A 16302-nucleotide genomic window follows, 5' to 3' on the forward strand; every position below is an offset into this window, starting at 1 on the left:
ATCAGCGTCCTCCGTCATAGCCGGGAAGACCGAAAGACGGTCCGCCCCGGCTTGGGCTATTGTTTGGAGAGGTGGGGATATCCCAATCGTTTGAACGGATATTCTCCTCGGCCTTCGGCTCAGTCGTAGTGAAATGGATCTCTTCGGCCGTCGCCAGATTGGGCGCCGAAACCAAGTCTTCCGTCTTCCAGCCGCCTGCAACGAGGCTCCGATACGCGGCGTGGTTGCCTTCAAGCGCAGCCAGGACATGCACGCCGAGCAGGATCGCGATGCCGGCGGCAAAAAACTCCGGCCGGCGGATCAATTCCAGGGCGATGCCCTGTAGCAGAAAGGCGGCGATGGCCTGCAGCCACAGCCGGTGAAAAAGCATCCATAGTGTCGGAAACAAAAATGCGGTCCAGGAAAAACCGTCGCGGATGAAGCGCGTGCTCACCTGGTTTTTGTCCGGTCCTCCGGGTGGCGTCAAAATCAAATAGCTTGCCATCTCTTCACTTTCCCCATGACGGGGGCTCAGGCGAGGGTGCCCTTTGTCGAGGGCACACGGCCTGCCTGCCGCGGATCAATCTCGGTTGCCGTGCGCAGTGCGCGGGCAACGGCCTTGAAGCATGTCTCGGCAATATGGTGATTGTTGGCGCCATAGTGGTTGAGGATATGCAGCGTGATGCCGGCATTCTGCGCCAAGGCCTGGAAGAATTCGCGCACCAGCTCGGTATCGAAAGTGCCGATCTTCGGGGCGCTGAAGGCAACATTCCAGACGAGGAAGGGCCGGCCGGACAGATCGACGGCCGCCTTCGTCATCGTTTCGTCCATGGCGAGATCGATCGAGGCGTAGCGGGTAATGCCGCGCCGGTCGCCCAGCGCCTTGGCAATGGCCTGGCCGATGGCGATGCCGGTATCTTCGACCGCGTGGTGATCGTCGACATGCAGATCACCCTTGGTGTCGATCTCCATATCGATCAGCGAATGTCGCGAAAGCTGCTCCAGCATATGGTCGAAGAAGCCGACGCCCGTCGAAATCGTCGACTTGCCACTGCCGTCGATGTTGACGGACACGGAGACCGAAGTCTCATTGGTCTTGCGGGAAACGCTTGCCGTGCGGCTCGCTGCGGTCTCTGCCATGGTTGCTCCATCGGGATTGACGGCCGTTCCTTATCAGGCACATCGGCAAATATCCAGAAGTTAAGTCAGTATAGACTTATCTAGCCGGCTTACATGCATCATTCCGAAATAACGGGCATTTGCAATCGTAAAAAGCCCTCTTACATAGGGCTTGACGGGGCCGAAACGCGGCCCGGCAGAAAGCCCGCCAAAATGGGGGCAAACAGGTGTTTATATGACGACAATTGTAACTATTCGTAAGGGCGGCAAGGTGGTGATGGCTGGCGATGGCCAGGTGAGCCTCGGCCAGACCGTAATGAAGGGCAATGCCCGCAAGGTTCGCCGCATTGGCAAGGGTGACGTGATTGCCGGTTTCGCCGGTGCGACCGCCGATGCCTTTACGCTGCTAGAGCGGCTGGAAAAGAAGCTCGAACAATATCCCGGTCAGTTGATGCGCGCCGCCGTCGAGCTTGCCAAGGATTGGCGTACGGACAAATATCTGCGCAACCTCGAAGCCATGATGCTCGTCGCCGACAAACAAGTGACGCTCGCCGTCACCGGCAACGGCGATGTGCTTGAGCCGGAACACGGCGCCATGGCGATCGGCTCCGGCGGCAATTTTGCGCTCGCCGCGGCGCGCGCGCTGATGGATACCGACAAATCGGCCGAGGACGTTGCCCGCCGCGCGCTCGATATCGCCGCCGACATCTGTGTCTACACCAATCACAATGTCGTGGTCGAAACGCTCGACTCCGAAGCCTAATTCCTCTCTTGATTGTTTCTAGCCCTGACGGGAAGCACACGAAATGACCACTTTTTCCCCCCGCGAGATCGTTTCAGAACTCGACCGCTATATTGTCGGCCAGCATGAGGCCAAACGCGCCGTGGCGATTGCGCTGCGCAACCGCTGGCGCCGCCAGCAGCTCGAGCCCGATCTGCGCGACGAAGTCATGCCGAAGAACATTCTGATGATCGGCCCGACCGGCGTCGGCAAGACGGAAATCTCCCGTCGCCTCGCCAAGCTTGCCGGCGCGCCCTTCATCAAGGTGGAAGCGACGAAATTTACCGAAGTCGGCTATGTCGGCCGCGATGTCGAACAGATCGTCCGCGATCTCGTTGAGGTCGGCATCGGCCTAGTGCGTGAAAAGAAGCGCGCCGAAGTGCAGGCGAAGGCGCATATGAGCGCGGAAGAGCGGGTGCTCGATGCCCTCGTCGGCTCTACGGCCTCGCCGGCAACGCGCGACAGCTTCCGCAAGAAGCTGCGCGAAGGCCAACTGGACGACAAGGAAATCGATATCGAAGTCGCCGACACGGGCTCCGGCATGCCCGGCTTCGAAATTCCCGGCATGCCCGGCGCCAATATCGGCGTCCTCAACCTGTCCGAAATGTTCGGAAAGGCCATGGGCGGCCGCACCAAGAAGGTGCGCACCACGGTGAAGGATTCCTACAAGGAACTGATCCGCGACGAATCCGACAAGCTGATCGACAACGAGGCGATCCAGCGCGAAGCGGTGCAATCCGCAGAGAATGACGGCATCGTCTTCCTGGACGAGATCGACAAGATCGCCGCCCGCGATGGCGGCATGGGCGCCGGCGTTTCCCGCGAAGGCGTGCAGCGCGACCTGCTGCCGCTGGTCGAAGGCACCACGGTTGCGACCAAATATGGCCCGGTGAAGACCGATCACATCCTCTTCATCGCCTCGGGTGCGTTCCATGTGTCGAAGCCTTCGGATCTCCTGCCGGAATTGCAGGGCCGTCTGCCGATCCGCGTCGAACTGAAGCCTTTGAGCAAAGAGGATTTCCGCCGTATCCTGACGGAGCCGGAAGCCAGCCTCATCCGCCAATACAAGGCGCTGATGGAGACGGAAAACTTGAAGCTCGATTTCACGGATAACGCGATCGACGCTTTGGCCGATGTCGCTGTGCACCTCAACTCCACTGTCGAGAACATCGGCGCCCGCCGCCTGCAGACAGTGATGGAGCGTGTACTGGACGATATTTCCTACAACGCTTCGGATCGTGCCGGCGTGTCGGTGACCATCGACGCCGACTATGTGCGCGAACATGTTGGCGATCTCGCCACCAATACCGACCTGTCGCGCTTCATTCTCTAATGGAATTAAGCCGGTGACGGCATCTTGACATATTAAGCACTCGACAGCGGGCCGTTAACTTCTTAGTTAAGGCCCGCTTCTTTGCGTGGGAATGGCTTTATTCGGCCAAGATTGTCCGTCAGGCAGCCGCATTGAAACATCGGATGAAACTTCGACAGGGCAGCCATCGTGCGACGCATTCTGATCACCCTTCTTCTGGCGGTTGTCAGCCTCTCCTGGACTCCGGCCTATGCGGATGCAGCGGCCATGGTGCCGCCGGGCAACCGCAACGCCGAGCAGCCGGCAATCCCTGGTGCCTCCGTGCGCCGTACCAAGGGCACGAATTCGACCTTCGAGCGCAAATACCAGAAGGTTCACGAACTGCTGGCGACCGATACCAAGCTCATGTCGAAGATCAAGTCGACGGCGCGCGCCTACGGCATCGATCCCATCCACATCATCGGCGCGCTGGTCGGCGAACATACCTATAATGTCGACGCCTATGACGGCCTGCAGTCCTACTACGTCAAAGCCGCCTCCTATGCCGGCCAGAGCTTCCGCTTCGCCTATGACGGCGAAGACGTCGATGATTTTGTCGCCCGGCCGCAATTCGATGCCTGCAAGGGCAAGAGGGATTCCTACAGCCTCTGGACCTGCCGCGAAGATGTCTGGGAAAGCGATTTCCGCGGCAAGAAGGTCGGCGGCAAATCCTTCCCCGACAACCGTTTCAGCGCCGTGTTCTTCCAGCCCTTCTATGCCGGCCAGACCTTCGGCCTCGGCCAGGTCAATCCGCTGACGGCGCTGGAGCTCTCCGATCTCGTCAGCAGCACGTCGGGCATTCCGAAGCTGGATGAAAAGGACGCCGGCAGCGTCTACAAGGCCATCATGGATCCGGATCTGTCGCTCGCCTTCGTTGCGGCCTCGATCCGCAAGTCGATCGATGACTACCGTTCGATCGCCGGCATGGACATTTCGGGCAATCCGGGCATCACGGCGACGCTCTACAATGTCGGCAATTCCCGCCAGCGGGCCGCAGCGCTCGCCGCCAAGAACCGTGGGGCCGGACAACCGGTCTGGCCGGAGGAAAATTACTATGGCTGGCTTATCAATGATAAGCTGGACGATCTGAAGTCGCTGCTTTAAACTTCGGGAGCCGTCGCGAAAATAAGGTTTTCGAGGAGATTGGATCTCATGGACATGATCCCGGAAGCCTTTTCCCCACCAGCCCCGACCCCGCGTACCGTCCCGCCATCGCGTCTGACGATCATCCGCACCATCCTGCGCAATCCGCTGGAATTATGGGGTGAGCCTTCCTATACGCTGCCATGGATCATGACGCGCTTCTTTCGCGAGCACACGCTGATCGTCAATGATCCCGGCCTGATCAAGCATGTGCTGGTCGACAATGCCTCCAATTACCGCATGTCGGATATCCGCCAGCTCGTGCTCCGGCCAATCCTGCGGGACGGCCTGCTGACGGCGGAAGGCCAGGTCTGGAAGCGCTCGCGCAAGGCCGTCGCGCCGGTTTTCACGCCGCGCCATGCCCAGGGCTTTGCCGGCCAGATGCTGAGCCAGAGCGAAGCCTATGTTCGCAAATACGAGGAGGCCGGCAGCGACGGCAAGGTTTTCGACATCGCCATCGATATGACCGAGCTTACCTTCGCCATCCTCGCCGAAACGCTGTTCTCCGGTGAGATCGTCACCGAAAGCGGCCATTTCGCCGATGACGTCAACCAGCTTCTGCATCGCATGGGCCGCGTCGATCCGATGGATCTTCTCCGTGCGCCATCTTGGGTGCCGCGCGTTACCCGCATCGGCGGCCAGAAGGTGCTCGACAAGTTTCGCGGCATCGTCCGCAAGACGATGGATCTTCGGCTCGACAAGATGCGCAGGGATCGCGCCAGCGCTCCCGACGATTTCCTGACGCTGCTGTTGGAAAAGGCCGGCCCCGACGGCCTGACCATGGAGGAGATCGAGGACAACATCCTCACCTTCATCGGTGCCGGTCATGAAACCACGGCGAGGGCGCTGGCCTGGACGATCTACTGCGTCGCCAATACCCCGCATATCCGCGAGGTCATGGAAGCGGAAATTGATCAGGTGCTCGCCACCGGCGCCGAGCCCGTCGCCTGGCTCGACCTGATGCCGAATGTCCGTGCCGCCTTCGAGGAGGCGATGCGCCTTTATCCGCCAGCGCCTTCCATCAACCGCGCCTCGATTGCTGACGATGAATGGATAAGCCCAAGCGGGGAGCGCGTGGAGATCCCGGCCGGGATCACCGTACTGATCATGCCTTGGACGCTGCATCGCCACGCGCTTTACTGGGACAAGCCGCGAGCCTTCATGCCCGAACGCTTCCTTCCGGAAAATCGCGGCAAGATCAATCGCTTCCAGTACCTGCCCTTCGGCGCCGGCCCGCGCGTCTGCATCGGCGCCACCTTCGCCCTTCAGGAAGCCGTCATCGCCCTTGCTGTCATGATGCACCGCTTCCGTTTCGATGTGACCGATCAGACGAATCCCTGGCCGGTGCAGAAGCTGACGACCCAGCCGCAAGGCGGGCTGCCAATGCGGGTGACGAGGCGGTAGGATTGTTTTTGCCGTTTCGCAACTAGCGGACCAGGCGGGAAGGGTGCAATAACAAGTTACCTTCCGTTCAAAAGGTTAGATATCCCCGTGACATCTCATTTCCTGCTCGGCATCGACACCGGTGGAACCTATACCGATGCCGTTCTCTTCCATGAAACCGACGGCGTTGTTGCCAAGGCGAAATCGCTGACCACGCGGCATGATTTGGCCGTCGGCATTGCCGGCGCTGTCGATGCGGTCATCGCCAAGGCGGCCATCCCCGTTTCCGCTATCGGTCTCGTATCGCTGTCGACGACGCTTGCCACCAACGCGCTGGTCGAAGGGCAGGGCGGCCGCGCCGGACTGGTAATGATCGGCTTCGGCCCCGATGATCTGAAGCGTGACGGCCTGGCCGAGGCGCTGGGGACCGATCCAGTGGTGTTTGTACCCGGCGGACACAGCGTCCATGGCAACGAGAACCCGCTTGATCTGGCGGCGCTCGAAGCGATGCTGCCGGAGCTTTCGAAGAGCGTTTCGTCCTTCGCGATCGCTGGCTATTTCGCTGTGCGGAATCCGGCTCATGAAATCCGTGTGCGTGACTGCATCCGCGAGATTTCCCATCTGCCGGTCACCTGCAGCCATGAACTCTCCTCCAAGCTTGGCGGCCCGCGCCGGGCGCTGACGACGCTTTTGAACGCGCGGTTGGTGTCGATGATCGACCGGCTGGTCGGCGCCTGCGAAGGGTTTCTGGCCACGCGCGGCATCGCGGCGCCGATGATGGTCGTGCGCGGTGATGGCGCGCTGATCTCGGCCGCAGAAGCTAAGCTCCGTCCAATCGAGACCATCCTTTCTGGACCTGCGGCGAGCCTTGTCGGCGCACGCTATCTGACCGGCCTCGACGATGCCGTGGTGTCCGATATCGGCGGCACCACCACGGATGTCGCTGTGATGGAGGCCGGCCGGCCGCGGCTCGATGCCGACGGTGCGGTGGTCGGCGGCTATCGCACCATGGTCGAAGCGGTCGCCATGCGCACCTATGGTCTCGGTGGCGATTCCGAGATAAAGATCAACGATCGCGGTCTTGTCGCCGCCTTCGAACTCGGGCCGCGCCGCCTGCTGCCACTCAGCCTCGCAGCCCATGTGCACAGCCAGGCCGTCATCGGTGTGCTGGAGCAGCAGCTTCGTGCGCCGCATCTCGGCCGCCACGCCGGCCGCTTTGCCGTGCGCACCGGCGTACCGGATCATCTTGCGAGCGGCTTGCAGCCGTCGGAACAGGCGTTGTTCGACAAGATCGGCAGGGTACCCCTGCCGCTCGACCAGCTTCTGACCTCGACGTCGCAGAAAGCGACCCTGGACCGCCTGGTTGCCCGTGGCCTGGTGCATCTCTGCGGCCTGACGCCGTCAGACGCAATGCATGTGCTTGGGCGGCAAAGCCAGTGGAGTGCGGAAGCCGCCCGGTTGGGTCTCGCGCTGGCAATGCGGTTGAAGGACGGCTCCGGCCGCCCGATTGCCGACTCGATAGAGGAGCTGGCGCAAAAGATCGTCGATCGCCTGACCCGGCAGTCCGCCGACGTGATCCTGGCCGCCTGCCTGGCGGAGGACGGCGTTACCCATCTCGATCCGGCCAAATCGATCTCGATCGACCGCGCGCTTCGTCGCGCACGGGGCATCGCCCGTTTTGCCGTTTCGCTCGATCGCCCTCTGGTTGGCCTCGGCGCTTCCGCCCCCGTCTATTACCCTGCCATCGCCGAGATGCTGGCAAGTGACAGCGCCATTCCCGCTGATTCGGATGTGGCCAACGCGATCGGTGCTGTCGTCGGCCAGGTTCGCACCAGCGCCACGGTATTCGTCACCATGCCCGAGGATGGCATCTATGTGCTGAATGGCGCGGGCGAGACCTTGCGGTTCACTGACGAGCAAAAGACTTTTTCTCTGGCGCGGCAGCGGGCAATCGAGGTGGCGACGGCGCAGGCGCGCTTGAATGGTGCCGAAGATCCCGTCATCGCCGTGGAAGAACAGGTTGATGCGCCTGAGATCGAGGGCAATCGCAAGCTGGTCGAGGCCCGCTTCATCGCCACCGCCAGCGGCCGCCCGCGCATAGCTGCCGACTGATTATTTCCATAAATGCACAAATCTTTCGAACTATTGCCAAATTGACGGAGAGCCTAACCGCCCGCAAACTGGCAGCATGTAAAAATTGAGCCGTAGAACGGCCGTGAGGAGTGATTGGTATGAGCCGCATTGACAAGAACGGGCTTCAGATTGAGCCGGTGCTTTATGATTTCCTCGTCAAGGAGGCCCTGCCAGGCTCCGGCGTCGACCCGGATACCTTCTTTGCCGGCTTCTCGGCGATCGTGCATGACCTCGCGCCGAAGAACCGCGATCTGCTCGCCAAGCGCGACCGGATGCAGGCTGCCTTGGATGATTGGTATCGCAAGAACGGCGCGCCGGTGGACATGGCCGCCTACGAAGCCTTCCTGCGCGAGATCGGCTACATTATTCCCGAAGGCCCGGCCTTCTCGGTCTCGACCGCCAATGTCGATCCCGAAATCGCCTCCATCGCCGGCCCGCAGCTCGTCGTTCCCGTCATGAACGCCCGCTATGCGCTGAACGCCGCCAATGCGCGCTGGGGTTCGCTTTACGATGCGCTCTACGGCACCGACGCGATCGCCGAGACCGACGGCGCCGAGAAGGGCAGGGGCTACAATCCGAAGCGCGGTGAAAAGGTCATCGCCTGGGTGCGTGATTTCCTCGATACCGCTGCGCCGCTTACCGGTGCGAGCTGGAAGGACGTCACAGGCTTTACCGTCAAGGGTGGCTCCCTCGCGATTGCGACAAAGAGCGGTGCTACGGCTTTGGCCGATGCTGGGCACTTCGCCGGCTATCTCGGCGACGCCAGCGCTCCCTCGCATATCCTGCTGAAGAACAATAGCATCCACATCGAGATCGTCCTCGATGCCGGCACCGAGATCGGCAAGGCCGATGCGGCTGCTATTTCTGACGTCCGGCTGGAATCGGCGATCACCACGATCATGGACTGCGAAGATTCGATCGCTGCCGTCGACGCCGAGGACAAGGCCGAAGTCTATCGCAATTGGCTCGGCCTGATGAAGGGCGACCTGACGGAGGAAGTTTCCAAGGGCGGCAAGACCTTCACCCGCCATCTCAATCCGGATGTGACCTACACGGCGCCAGATGGCGCGAGCTTCGAGCTGCATTGCTGCTCGTTGATGCTGGTGCGCAATGTCGGCCACCTCATGACCAATCCGGCGATCCTCGACCGCGACGGCCATGAAGTGCCTGAGGGCATCATGGACGCCATGATCACCGGCCTGATCGCGCTCTATGATATCGGGCCGAACGGCGGGCATAAAAATTCCCGCGCCGGCTCCATGTATGTCGTCAAACCGAAGATGCATGGCCCGGAAGAGGTCGCCTTCGCCGTCGCGATCTTCTCGCGCGTCGAAGATGTGCTCGGCATGCCGCGCAACACCATCAAGATGGGCATCATGGACGAGGAGCGCCGCACCACGGTCAATCTCAAGGAAGCAATTCGCGCTGCCAGCGAACGCGTCGTTTTCATCAACACCGGCTTCCTCGATCGCACCGGCGATGAGATCCATACCTCGATGGAGGCGGGCCCGATGATCCGCAAGGGCGACATGAAGCAGGCGGCCTGGATCGCCGCTTATGAAAACTGGAATGTCGATATCGGTCTGGAATGCGGCCTTTCCGGTCATGCGCAGATCGGCAAGGGCATGTGGGCCATGCCGGACCTGATGGCGGCGATGCTGGAACAGAAGATCGCGCATCCGAAGGCCGGCGCCAACACCGCCTGGGTGCCGTCACCGACGGCCGCGACGCTGCATGCGACCCACTATCACCGCGTCAACGTCGCTGAGGTCCAGCAGGGCCTGAAAAGCCGGGCTCGCGCCAAGCTTTCCGACATTCTTTCCGTTCCGGTCGCGTCCCGCCCGAACTGGACGCCGGAAGAAATCCAGCGCGAGATCGACAATAATTGCCAGGGCATTCTCGGCTATGTCGTTCGCTGGGTCGATCAGGGCGTCGGCTGCTCCAAGGTACCGGATATCAACAATGTCGGCCTGATGGAGGATCGCGCCACGCTGCGCATCTCGGCGCAGCACATGGCCAACTGGCTGCACCACACGGTCATCACCGAAGCGCAGATCATCGAGACCATGAAGCGCATGGCCGCGGTCGTCGACCGGCAGAACGCTGGAGACCCGCTCTACAGACCAATGGCTGGCAATTTCGATGGCTCCATCGCCTTCCAGGCGGCGCTTGATCTCGTCCTCAAAGGCCGCGAGCAGCCGAATGGCTATACCGAACCGGTCCTGCACCGCCGCCGTATCGAACTGAAGGCGAAGCAGGCGGGGTGATCCTTCACTCCATCTGGGGCCACCTCGATCCTTCGAGGCCTTGTCGCCTGCGCTGGCGCTCGACGACAAGGCGCCTCAGGATGAGGTGGAGAGAGTCTTGCGGCTAAGGGAAGAGATCAGCCCTCATCCTGAGGCGCGCAGCCGAAGGCGAAGCCTCGAAGGACGAGGGCGGGTAGGGCGGTATAATATCGGACCTCAGTTCCCCAAAACAAAAAGGCCGCCGGACATCGATCCAGCGGCCTTTTGAATTCCAAATAATGCCAGCGATTACTGGATCACGACGACCTTGGTGGCGTGACCCGGCAGAACGCGGTTGTAGAGATCGATGACGTCCTGGTTCATCAGGCGGATGCAGCCCGAGGAAGCCGCGGTGCCGATCGAAGCCCATTCCGGCGTGCCGTGCAGGCGGAACAGCGTGTCCTGGCCCTTCTCGTTGTAGAGATACATGGCGCGGGCGCCGAGCGGATTTTCGAGGCCCGGGTTCATGCCGTCATCGACATACTTGGCGATTTCCGGACGGCGGACCGCCATTTCCTTCGGCGGATGCCAGCTCGGCCATTCCTGCTTCCAGGCAACATATGCCGTGCCCGACCATGCAAAGCCCTGCTTGCCGACGCCGATGCCGTAGCGCATGGCTTCGTTGTTGCCGAGGATGTAATAAAGATGGCGCTCGCGGGTGTTGACGATGATCGTGCCCGCAGCTTCGTCAGACTTGTAGGAGACGATCTGGCGGCGGAACTGCGGCTTCACCTTCTGGATCGGGATCGCCGGCAGTTGGAAGCCGTTGTCGCTCGTGACGCCGTAATCATTATCGAACGTCTTGACGGTGTCGGAAGCGGAGTTGGCGGTAGCGGTCGGCGTGGCTGCGGCAGTGGTGGCGTAACCAGCCGTGGCAAGCGTTGCGACAAGGCCGAGTGCGGTCATAGCATTGCGGATGCGCATGGAAGTCTCTTGGTGAGTTGTGACAGGGAATGAGATGGTATCAACCATCTTTGACTATGGTTTATTTTCTATTAAATTTAGCTTTGCAAGCTGGTGCGGGGCGACAAAATAGCTCCGCTGCGCAAATTAAAGGGACATGGTTTTTTTGCAACAACGCTTGTTCGGTCCCTGAGGCAATTCATGACGATTTTAAGTGTTTACAATAACAATCCGTTAATAGACGGCCGGCAGTCGGAACGGGCGATGCTTGTACGCAGGGGCGTGCAACTATTACTGCACGAGATGCGCCTTGCCGTCTTGCCGGAGCTGCCGCTCGCCAGCGGTCGCCGCGCCGACCTCATCACGCTTTCCGAAAAAGGCGAAATCTGGATCATCGAGATCAAATCCTCGATCGAGGATTTCCGCGTCGATCGCAAATGGCCGGATTACCGCCTGCATTGCGATCGCCTGTTCTTCGCGACCCACAAGGACGTGCCGCTCGATATCTTTCCGGAAGACTGCGGGCTTTTCCTGTCGGATGGTTACGGCGCGCATATGATCCGCGAGGCGCCGGAGCATCGCCTGCCACCAGCCACGCGCAAATCGGTGACGCTCAATTTTTCCCGCGCCGCCGCCCAGCGGCTGATGCTGGCCGAATGGGCGACGGGTAAGTCTTTTTCGTCTGAATGAAGGTTACTTCGGTGCGCGCTTGGCGAGGATTCGTTGCAGCGTGCGGCGATGCATGTTGAGACGGCGGGCCGTCTCGGAGACGTTGCGCTCGCACATTTCGTAGACGCGCTGGATATGCTCCCAACGCACCCGATCCGCCGACATCGGATTTTCCGGCACCTCGGCCTTTTCGCCCGGCCGTTGCGTCAGCGCCGCATAGACGTCGTCGGCATCCGCGGGCTTGGCAAGATAATCGAGAGCACCGAGCTTCACGGCAGTGACCGCGGTCGCGATATTGCCGTAGCCGGTCAGCACCACGATATGCGTATCGTCGCGCCGCTGCCGGATCGCCTCGATGACATCAAGGCCGGTGCCGTCACCGAGACGAAGGTCGACCACGGCGTATTTCGGTGGCGTGGCCTTGGATTTGGCAACGCCTTCCGCCACCGATTCCGCCGTCTCGACCACGAAGCCGCGCGTCTCCATGGCGCGCGCCAGCCGGCGCAGAAAGGGTCCGTCGTCGTCGACGATCAGCAATGTCGCGTCGGGCCCGATATGGTCCGCCGCGTCCTTGGCCCCCGCATGAGGGTCGGTGAGCTCTTTATCCGTCATCATGTTCAATCCCGGCGGCAGACCGCCTGCATAGTCCTACTGACTTTAACGACCGGTGTTTTAAGCCGTGAAATTCATTTTGTCGAATTACTGTCGATCAACATTCGCGGCCATTCAACACGGATGCGTGCACCCGGCGTTTCAGGGTCGCGATTGCCGAAGGAAAGCTCTGCGCCCGAACGTTCCAGCAGGGTCTTGGCGATGAACAGGCCGAGTCCGAGGCCGCCTGCCGTATCGTCTCGCTGTCGCGTCGTGACATAGGGCTCGCCGATCCGCATCAAGATTTCGGGAGAGTACCCGTTGCCGTCATCCTCGATGACGATTGTCAGCGTATCGGGATTATATTCCACCGTGACGGTCACCTTCTTTCGCGCATAGTCGACGGCGTTTTCGATGAGATTGCCAAGCCCGTACATGATGCCGGCGTTGCGGTTCAGCACGGGTTCGCCGAGGCGCGGGCTCTTTTCGATCAGCTCCAGCTTGATGCCGAATTCCCGATGCGGTGCGATGATCTCCTCCATCATCGACGACAGCGTCAGCCGCCGCATATGCGCCTCGTCCTCGGAGGAGAGCGTCGTCAGCCGCCGCAGGATGTCGCGGCATCGTTCGCTCTGGCTACGCAGCAGCGCCACATCCTCGCGGAAGCGGTCGTCCTGGCTGAGCTCGCGCTCCATCTCCTTGGCGACGACGCTGATCGTTGCCAGCGGCGTGCCGAGTTCGTGAGCCGCGGCGGCGGCAAGCCCGTCGAGCTGCGACAGGTGCTTTTCCCGCTGCAGCACCAGTTCCGTCGCCGATAACGCATCGGCAAGCTGCGTCGCCTCCATCGAGACGCGGTAGGCATAGAAGGCGGCAAAGGCCATGGTCGAGGCGATCGAGCACCAGACGCCGAGCTGCATTACGCTATGAACGTTGATCTCGATGCCATCGTACCAGGGCAGCGGAAAAGGCGAGAAGGCAAGGCCCGTGATGCAGATCATCGCCAGCACGATCAGCGCCATGCTGTAGCGGATCGGCTGCGAGGCGAAGGAAATGATGACGGGGACGCAGACCAGGGCGGAAAAGGGGTTGGCGAGCCCGCCGGTGATCAAGAGCAGACCGCAAAGCTGCAGGAGATCGAGGCCGAGCAGCGCAAAGGCAGCCGGCGGCTCCAGACGGTGCGTTGGCGGATAGCGCAACGTCAGGAAGAAGTTGATCCAGGCAAGGCAGGCGATCAACACGCAGCAGGCCAGAAGCGGCACGGCAAATTTCAGCCAGAAGGCGACGATCATCACCGTCACCGTCTGGCCGCCGACCGCAAGCCAACGCAGCCGCACCAGCGTCTGCAGCCTGAGCCGCCGGCTGGTGTGGTGATCGTCCTGCGGCTTGGCGTCTGCGTCCGCCATCTTGTCCAATCCTCTGAAGAAACGGGCCATTCTCAGGTACCACGCGGCTTGGCTCTTGTCGTCGGCAAAGCATCAGCTGGATCCTCCGGCCAGGGATGCCTGGGGTAACGCCCGCGCATATCGGCGCGCACGTCTTTCCACGATCCTGCCCAGAAGCCGGGCAGATCGCGCGTCGTCTGGATTGGCCGGTGCGCCGGCGACGTCAGTTCCAGCACCAGCGGCAGCCGCCCACCGCCGACGGCCGGATGCTGCTTCAGGCCGAAAAGCTCCTGAACGCGGATCGTCAGCAGCGGTTCTTCGCCTTCATATTTGATCGGATGACGCTGGCCGGTCGGCGCTTCGAAATGCGTCGGCGCCATCCGGCCAAGGTCGCGCTGCAGCTCATGCGGTACCAGCGACATCAGCCCGTTGGAAAGCCCGCCGGCCGAGATGTCCGAGAGGCCGCGCGCCTCGGTCTGGAATGGCGTGAACCATTCGTCGAGCCGCGAAAGCAGGGCATCGTCGCTCATATCGGGCCATGGCTCCCCGATCGTCCGGTGCAGGAAGCCGATCCGTTCACGCAATTGCGTCGCCTCTTTCGAAAAGGGCAGGACGGCGAGCCCCAGCTCGCGGATGCCGTCGGCCAGCGCCTTCGCCGCCCGCTCGCCCGATGGTCGGGGCAAGGGGGTTTCCTCGAAGACGATGGCGCCGAGCCGCGTTACGCGCCGCGCCCGCACTTGCCGGCTGGTCTTGTCGAATAGGCTCTGGTCCTCGGTGCGGATCTCTCCCGGCAGATGCTCCTCGACATCAGCACGCGCAATTTCCGCCGCTGCCAAGATACGGCCTTGCGCCGCCCGGCCGGTCAGGTCGGCAATGACAAGCATTTGCGAACCGGCGAGGCGCTCCGTCTCCGGCAATTCGGCGCCGCGCCCGTTCGCCATGACGAAGCGTCCGCGGCCGCCGCGCTGCAGGGCGATGCGATCGGGGAAAGCATGCAGTAGCAATGAGCCGGCCAGGACCGGTACTCCTGCGTCCGCAGCCTTGCTCCCGCCTGCCGCTGTCGCCAACCGCCCTGCTAGCCGGCGCGACGCCTCCGCGCGTTCACCCTTTTCCGTCTTGAACCGCCGCAGGCGCTCTTCCAGATCGATGCTTTGCCCGCCGAGCCCCTGTTCCGTTAGCAATACGGCGAGCATCGCCGCCTCGCGTGCCTGGCCGAACTTCGCTGCTGAAATCACCATGGCCGCTAGCCGCGGCGGCAGAGCCAGATCGCGCATCAGCCTGCCGTGTGCCGTCAGCCCGTTCTCAGTATCCAGCGCCCCCAATTGCCGCAACAATGCCCGCGCTTCGCCCAGTGTCGTCGCCGGCGGCTGATCGACAAAGGCAAGTGCGGCTGGGTCCTGCACGCCCCAATGGGCAAGATCAAGCGCCAGCCCGGAAAGATCGCTGGACAGTATTTGCGGCGGCGTGAAGGCCGGCAGTGCCGCCGTCTGGCCTGGATGCCAAAGCCGGATCGCAATACCAGGCTCGGTTCGCCCCGCACGGCCAGCGCGCTGATCGGCGGAAGCCCGCGATACCCGCACCGTCTCCAGCCGAGTGATCCCGGTCGACGCTTCGAAAACCGGCAGCCGCTGCAGGCCGCTGTCGATGACGATGCGCACGCCGTCGATGGTGATCGACGTCTCGGCGATCGATGTCGCCAGCACGATCTTGCGCGTGCCTTTCAGCGCCGGCCGGATCGCCGCATCCTGTTCCTTTTGGCCGAGATTGCCGTAAAGTGGCGCGATCACCGTTTCCGGCGACAATCGGCCTTCGAGTCTTTCCACCGTGCGGGTGATTTCCGCCTGGCCGGGCAGAAAGGCAAGGATCGATCCCTGTTCCGTCGCATGCGCATCCAGGATCGCCTTGGTTATGGTCTCCTCGATCCGCTCGCCGGCCGGCCGGTCCTGATGGCGGATCTCGATCGGAAAGCTCCGGCCCATGCTTTCGATGACGGGCGGGCGTCCGAGCAGGGCGGCGACACGTTCGACATCGAGCGTCGCCGACATCACGAGGATACGCAGATCCTCGCGGAGCGCCGATTGCACGTCGAGCGCCAGCGCCAGGCCGAAATCCGCATCCAGCGAGCGTTCGTGGAATTCGTCGAAGATGACCGTGGAAACGCCCGATAGTTCGGGATCGTCGAGGATCATCCGCGCGAACACGCCTTCGGTTACCACCTCGATGCGCGTCTTTGCGGAAATGCGATTATCAAGCCGCATACGGTAGCCGACGGTATCGCCCACCTGCTCGTTGAGCAGCGAGGCCATGCGCGCCGCCGCAGCTCTTGCAGCAAGCCGCCGCGGCTCCAGCAGGATGATCCTGCTGGAGCCGCGCCAGCCTTGACCAAGTAGATAGAGCGGCACCAGCGTCGTTTTGCCGGCGCCGGGAGGAGCCGACAGAACTGCGCGTCGTTCGTCCGCGAGCGCTGCGCCGATATTGGCGAGCACATGTGAAACCGGCAGTTCGGGCAGCGAAGGTGTCATCGGCGTCACGCCTGCTTGCCCCGCACATGTTCATAGGCAAGGATCGCGCCGGCAAGATCCT

Annotated in this window: 14 protein-coding genes (1 of these 14 cut by a window edge); 7 read left to right on the forward strand and 7 right to left on the reverse strand. The window is 61.9% G+C overall.

Going from position 1 to position 16302, the window contains the following annotated elements; translation table 11 throughout:
• Position 1: 1 nt before the first annotated feature.
• Both QA648_RS17215 and hisB read right to left on the reverse strand, forming a co-directional pair.
• Complete coding sequence (locus QA648_RS17215; protein ID WP_104821477.1) at positions 2-484, reverse strand: DUF2628 domain-containing protein; 483 nt, start codon at positions 482-484, stop codon at positions 2-4.
• Between the two features lie 26 nt (positions 485-510).
• Positions 511-1119: an imidazoleglycerol-phosphate dehydratase HisB gene (hisB, locus tag QA648_RS17220; protein WP_104821478.1), complete on the reverse strand. Its 609-nt coding sequence runs from the start codon at positions 1117-1119 to the stop codon at positions 511-513.
• Positions 1120-1333: 214 nt separating this feature from the next.
• On the opposite strand from hisB, the gene hslV reads away from it, so the two are divergent.
• The 6 genes from hslV to QA648_RS17250 all read left to right on the forward strand — a co-directional run bounded on the left by hslV (position 1334) and on the right by QA648_RS17250 (position 10156).
• On the forward strand, positions 1334-1861 hold the full coding sequence (hslV, locus tag QA648_RS17225; protein ID WP_104821479.1) for an ATP-dependent protease subunit HslV: 528 nt from the start codon (positions 1334-1336) through the stop codon (positions 1859-1861).
• Between the two features lie 43 nt (positions 1862-1904).
• Entirely contained in the window at positions 1905-3212 is a 1308-nt protein-coding gene (gene hslU / locus QA648_RS17230) for an ATP-dependent protease ATPase subunit HslU (RefSeq protein WP_104821480.1), read from the forward strand.
• A 168-nt stretch (positions 3213-3380) separates the two neighbouring features.
• Positions 3381-4334 carry a DUF1402 family protein gene (locus tag QA648_RS17235; RefSeq protein WP_104821481.1) on the forward strand — a complete coding sequence of 318 codons (954 nt, stop codon included), beginning with the start codon at positions 3381-3383 and terminating at the stop codon, positions 4332-4334.
• A gap of 48 nt (positions 4335-4382) precedes the next feature.
• Complete coding sequence (locus QA648_RS17240) at positions 4383-5777, forward strand: cytochrome P450 (protein ID WP_283048272.1); 1395 nt, start codon at positions 4383-4385, stop codon at positions 5775-5777.
• Positions 5778-5864: 87 nt separating this feature from the next.
• On the forward strand, positions 5865-7868 hold the full coding sequence (locus QA648_RS17245; RefSeq protein ID WP_283048274.1) for a hydantoinase/oxoprolinase family protein: 2004 nt from the start codon (positions 5865-5867) through the stop codon (positions 7866-7868).
• 119 nt (positions 7869-7987) lie between these two features.
• Complete coding sequence (locus tag QA648_RS17250) at positions 7988-10156, forward strand: malate synthase G (RefSeq protein WP_283048276.1); 2169 nt, start codon at positions 7988-7990, stop codon at positions 10154-10156.
• Positions 10157-10423: 267 nt separating this feature from the next.
• On the opposite strand, the gene QA648_RS17255 is transcribed toward QA648_RS17250, so the two are convergent.
• A complete protein-coding gene (locus QA648_RS17255; protein ID WP_104821485.1) occupies positions 10424-11098 on the reverse strand; it encodes a L,D-transpeptidase in 675 nt (224 codons plus the stop codon).
• Between the two features lie 180 nt (positions 11099-11278).
• On the opposite strand from QA648_RS17255, the gene QA648_RS17260 reads away from it, so the two are divergent.
• A complete protein-coding gene (locus tag QA648_RS17260; protein ID WP_104821486.1) occupies positions 11279-11767 on the forward strand; it encodes an MmcB family DNA repair protein in 489 nt (162 codons plus the stop codon).
• A gap of 3 nt (positions 11768-11770) precedes the next feature.
• On the opposite strand, the gene QA648_RS17265 is transcribed toward QA648_RS17260, so the two are convergent.
• The 4 genes from QA648_RS17265 to QA648_RS17280 form a co-directional block, all read right to left on the reverse strand.
• Complete coding sequence (locus tag QA648_RS17265) at positions 11771-12358, reverse strand: ActR/PrrA/RegA family redox response regulator transcription factor (RefSeq protein WP_104824929.1); 588 nt, start codon at positions 12356-12358, stop codon at positions 11771-11773.
• A 74-nt stretch (positions 12359-12432) separates the two neighbouring features.
• Positions 12433-13740 carry an ActS/PrrB/RegB family redox-sensitive histidine kinase gene (locus QA648_RS17270; RefSeq protein ID WP_199773507.1) on the reverse strand — a complete coding sequence of 436 codons (1308 nt, stop codon included), beginning with the start codon at positions 13738-13740 and terminating at the stop codon, positions 12433-12435.
• A gap of 32 nt (positions 13741-13772) precedes the next feature.
• Positions 13773-16241 (reverse strand): ATP-dependent helicase HrpB, encoded by a 2469-nt coding sequence (gene hrpB / locus QA648_RS17275; protein WP_283048281.1) that lies wholly within the window; start codon positions 16239-16241, stop codon positions 13773-13775.
• Between the two features lie 5 nt (positions 16242-16246).
• Positions 16247-16302, reverse strand: partial view of an ornithine cyclodeaminase family protein gene (locus QA648_RS17280; protein WP_283048282.1) — the final stretch only. Its footprint extends 895 nt past the window's final position; the window shows 56 of its 951 coding nt (coding positions 896-951); the start codon falls outside the window, past its right edge; it ends in the stop codon at positions 16247-16249.

Source organism: Rhizobium sp. CB3171, assembly GCF_029714265.1.
Lineage (GTDB): Bacteria > Pseudomonadota > Alphaproteobacteria > Rhizobiales > Rhizobiaceae > Rhizobium.

Bases quoted from the DNA above. Each gene is read 5' to 3' on its own strand.
- QA648_RS17255 (WP_104821485.1), bottom strand. From the start codon at position 11,098: ATGCGCATCCGCAATGCTATGACCGCACTCGGCCTTGTCGCAACGCTT.
- QA648_RS17270 (WP_199773507.1), bottom strand. From the start codon at position 13,740: ATGGCGGACGCAGACGCCAAGCCGCAGGACGATCACCACACCAGCCGG.
- QA648_RS17250 (WP_283048276.1), top strand. From the start codon at position 7,988: ATGAGCCGCATTGACAAGAACGGGCTTCAGATTGAGCCGGTGCTTTAT.
- QA648_RS17215 (WP_104821477.1), bottom strand. From the start codon at position 484: ATGGCAAGCTATTTGATTTTGACGCCACCCGGAGGACCGGACAAAAAC.
- hslV (WP_104821479.1), top strand. From the start codon at position 1,334: ATGACGACAATTGTAACTATTCGTAAGGGCGGCAAGGTGGTGATGGCT.
- QA648_RS17260 (WP_104821486.1), top strand. From the start codon at position 11,279: ATGACGATTTTAAGTGTTTACAATAACAATCCGTTAATAGACGGCCGG.
- QA648_RS17240 (WP_283048272.1), top strand. From the start codon at position 4,383: ATGGACATGATCCCGGAAGCCTTTTCCCCACCAGCCCCGACCCCGCGT.
- QA648_RS17265 (WP_104824929.1), bottom strand. From the start codon at position 12,358: ATGACGGATAAAGAGCTCACCGACCCTCATGCGGGGGCCAAGGACGCG.
- hisB (WP_104821478.1), bottom strand. From the start codon at position 1,119: ATGGCAGAGACCGCAGCGAGCCGCACGGCAAGCGTTTCCCGCAAGACC.
- hslU (WP_104821480.1), top strand. From the start codon at position 1,905: ATGACCACTTTTTCCCCCCGCGAGATCGTTTCAGAACTCGACCGCTAT.
- hrpB (WP_283048281.1), bottom strand. From the start codon at position 16,241: ATGACACCTTCGCTGCCCGAACTGCCGGTTTCACATGTGCTCGCCAAT.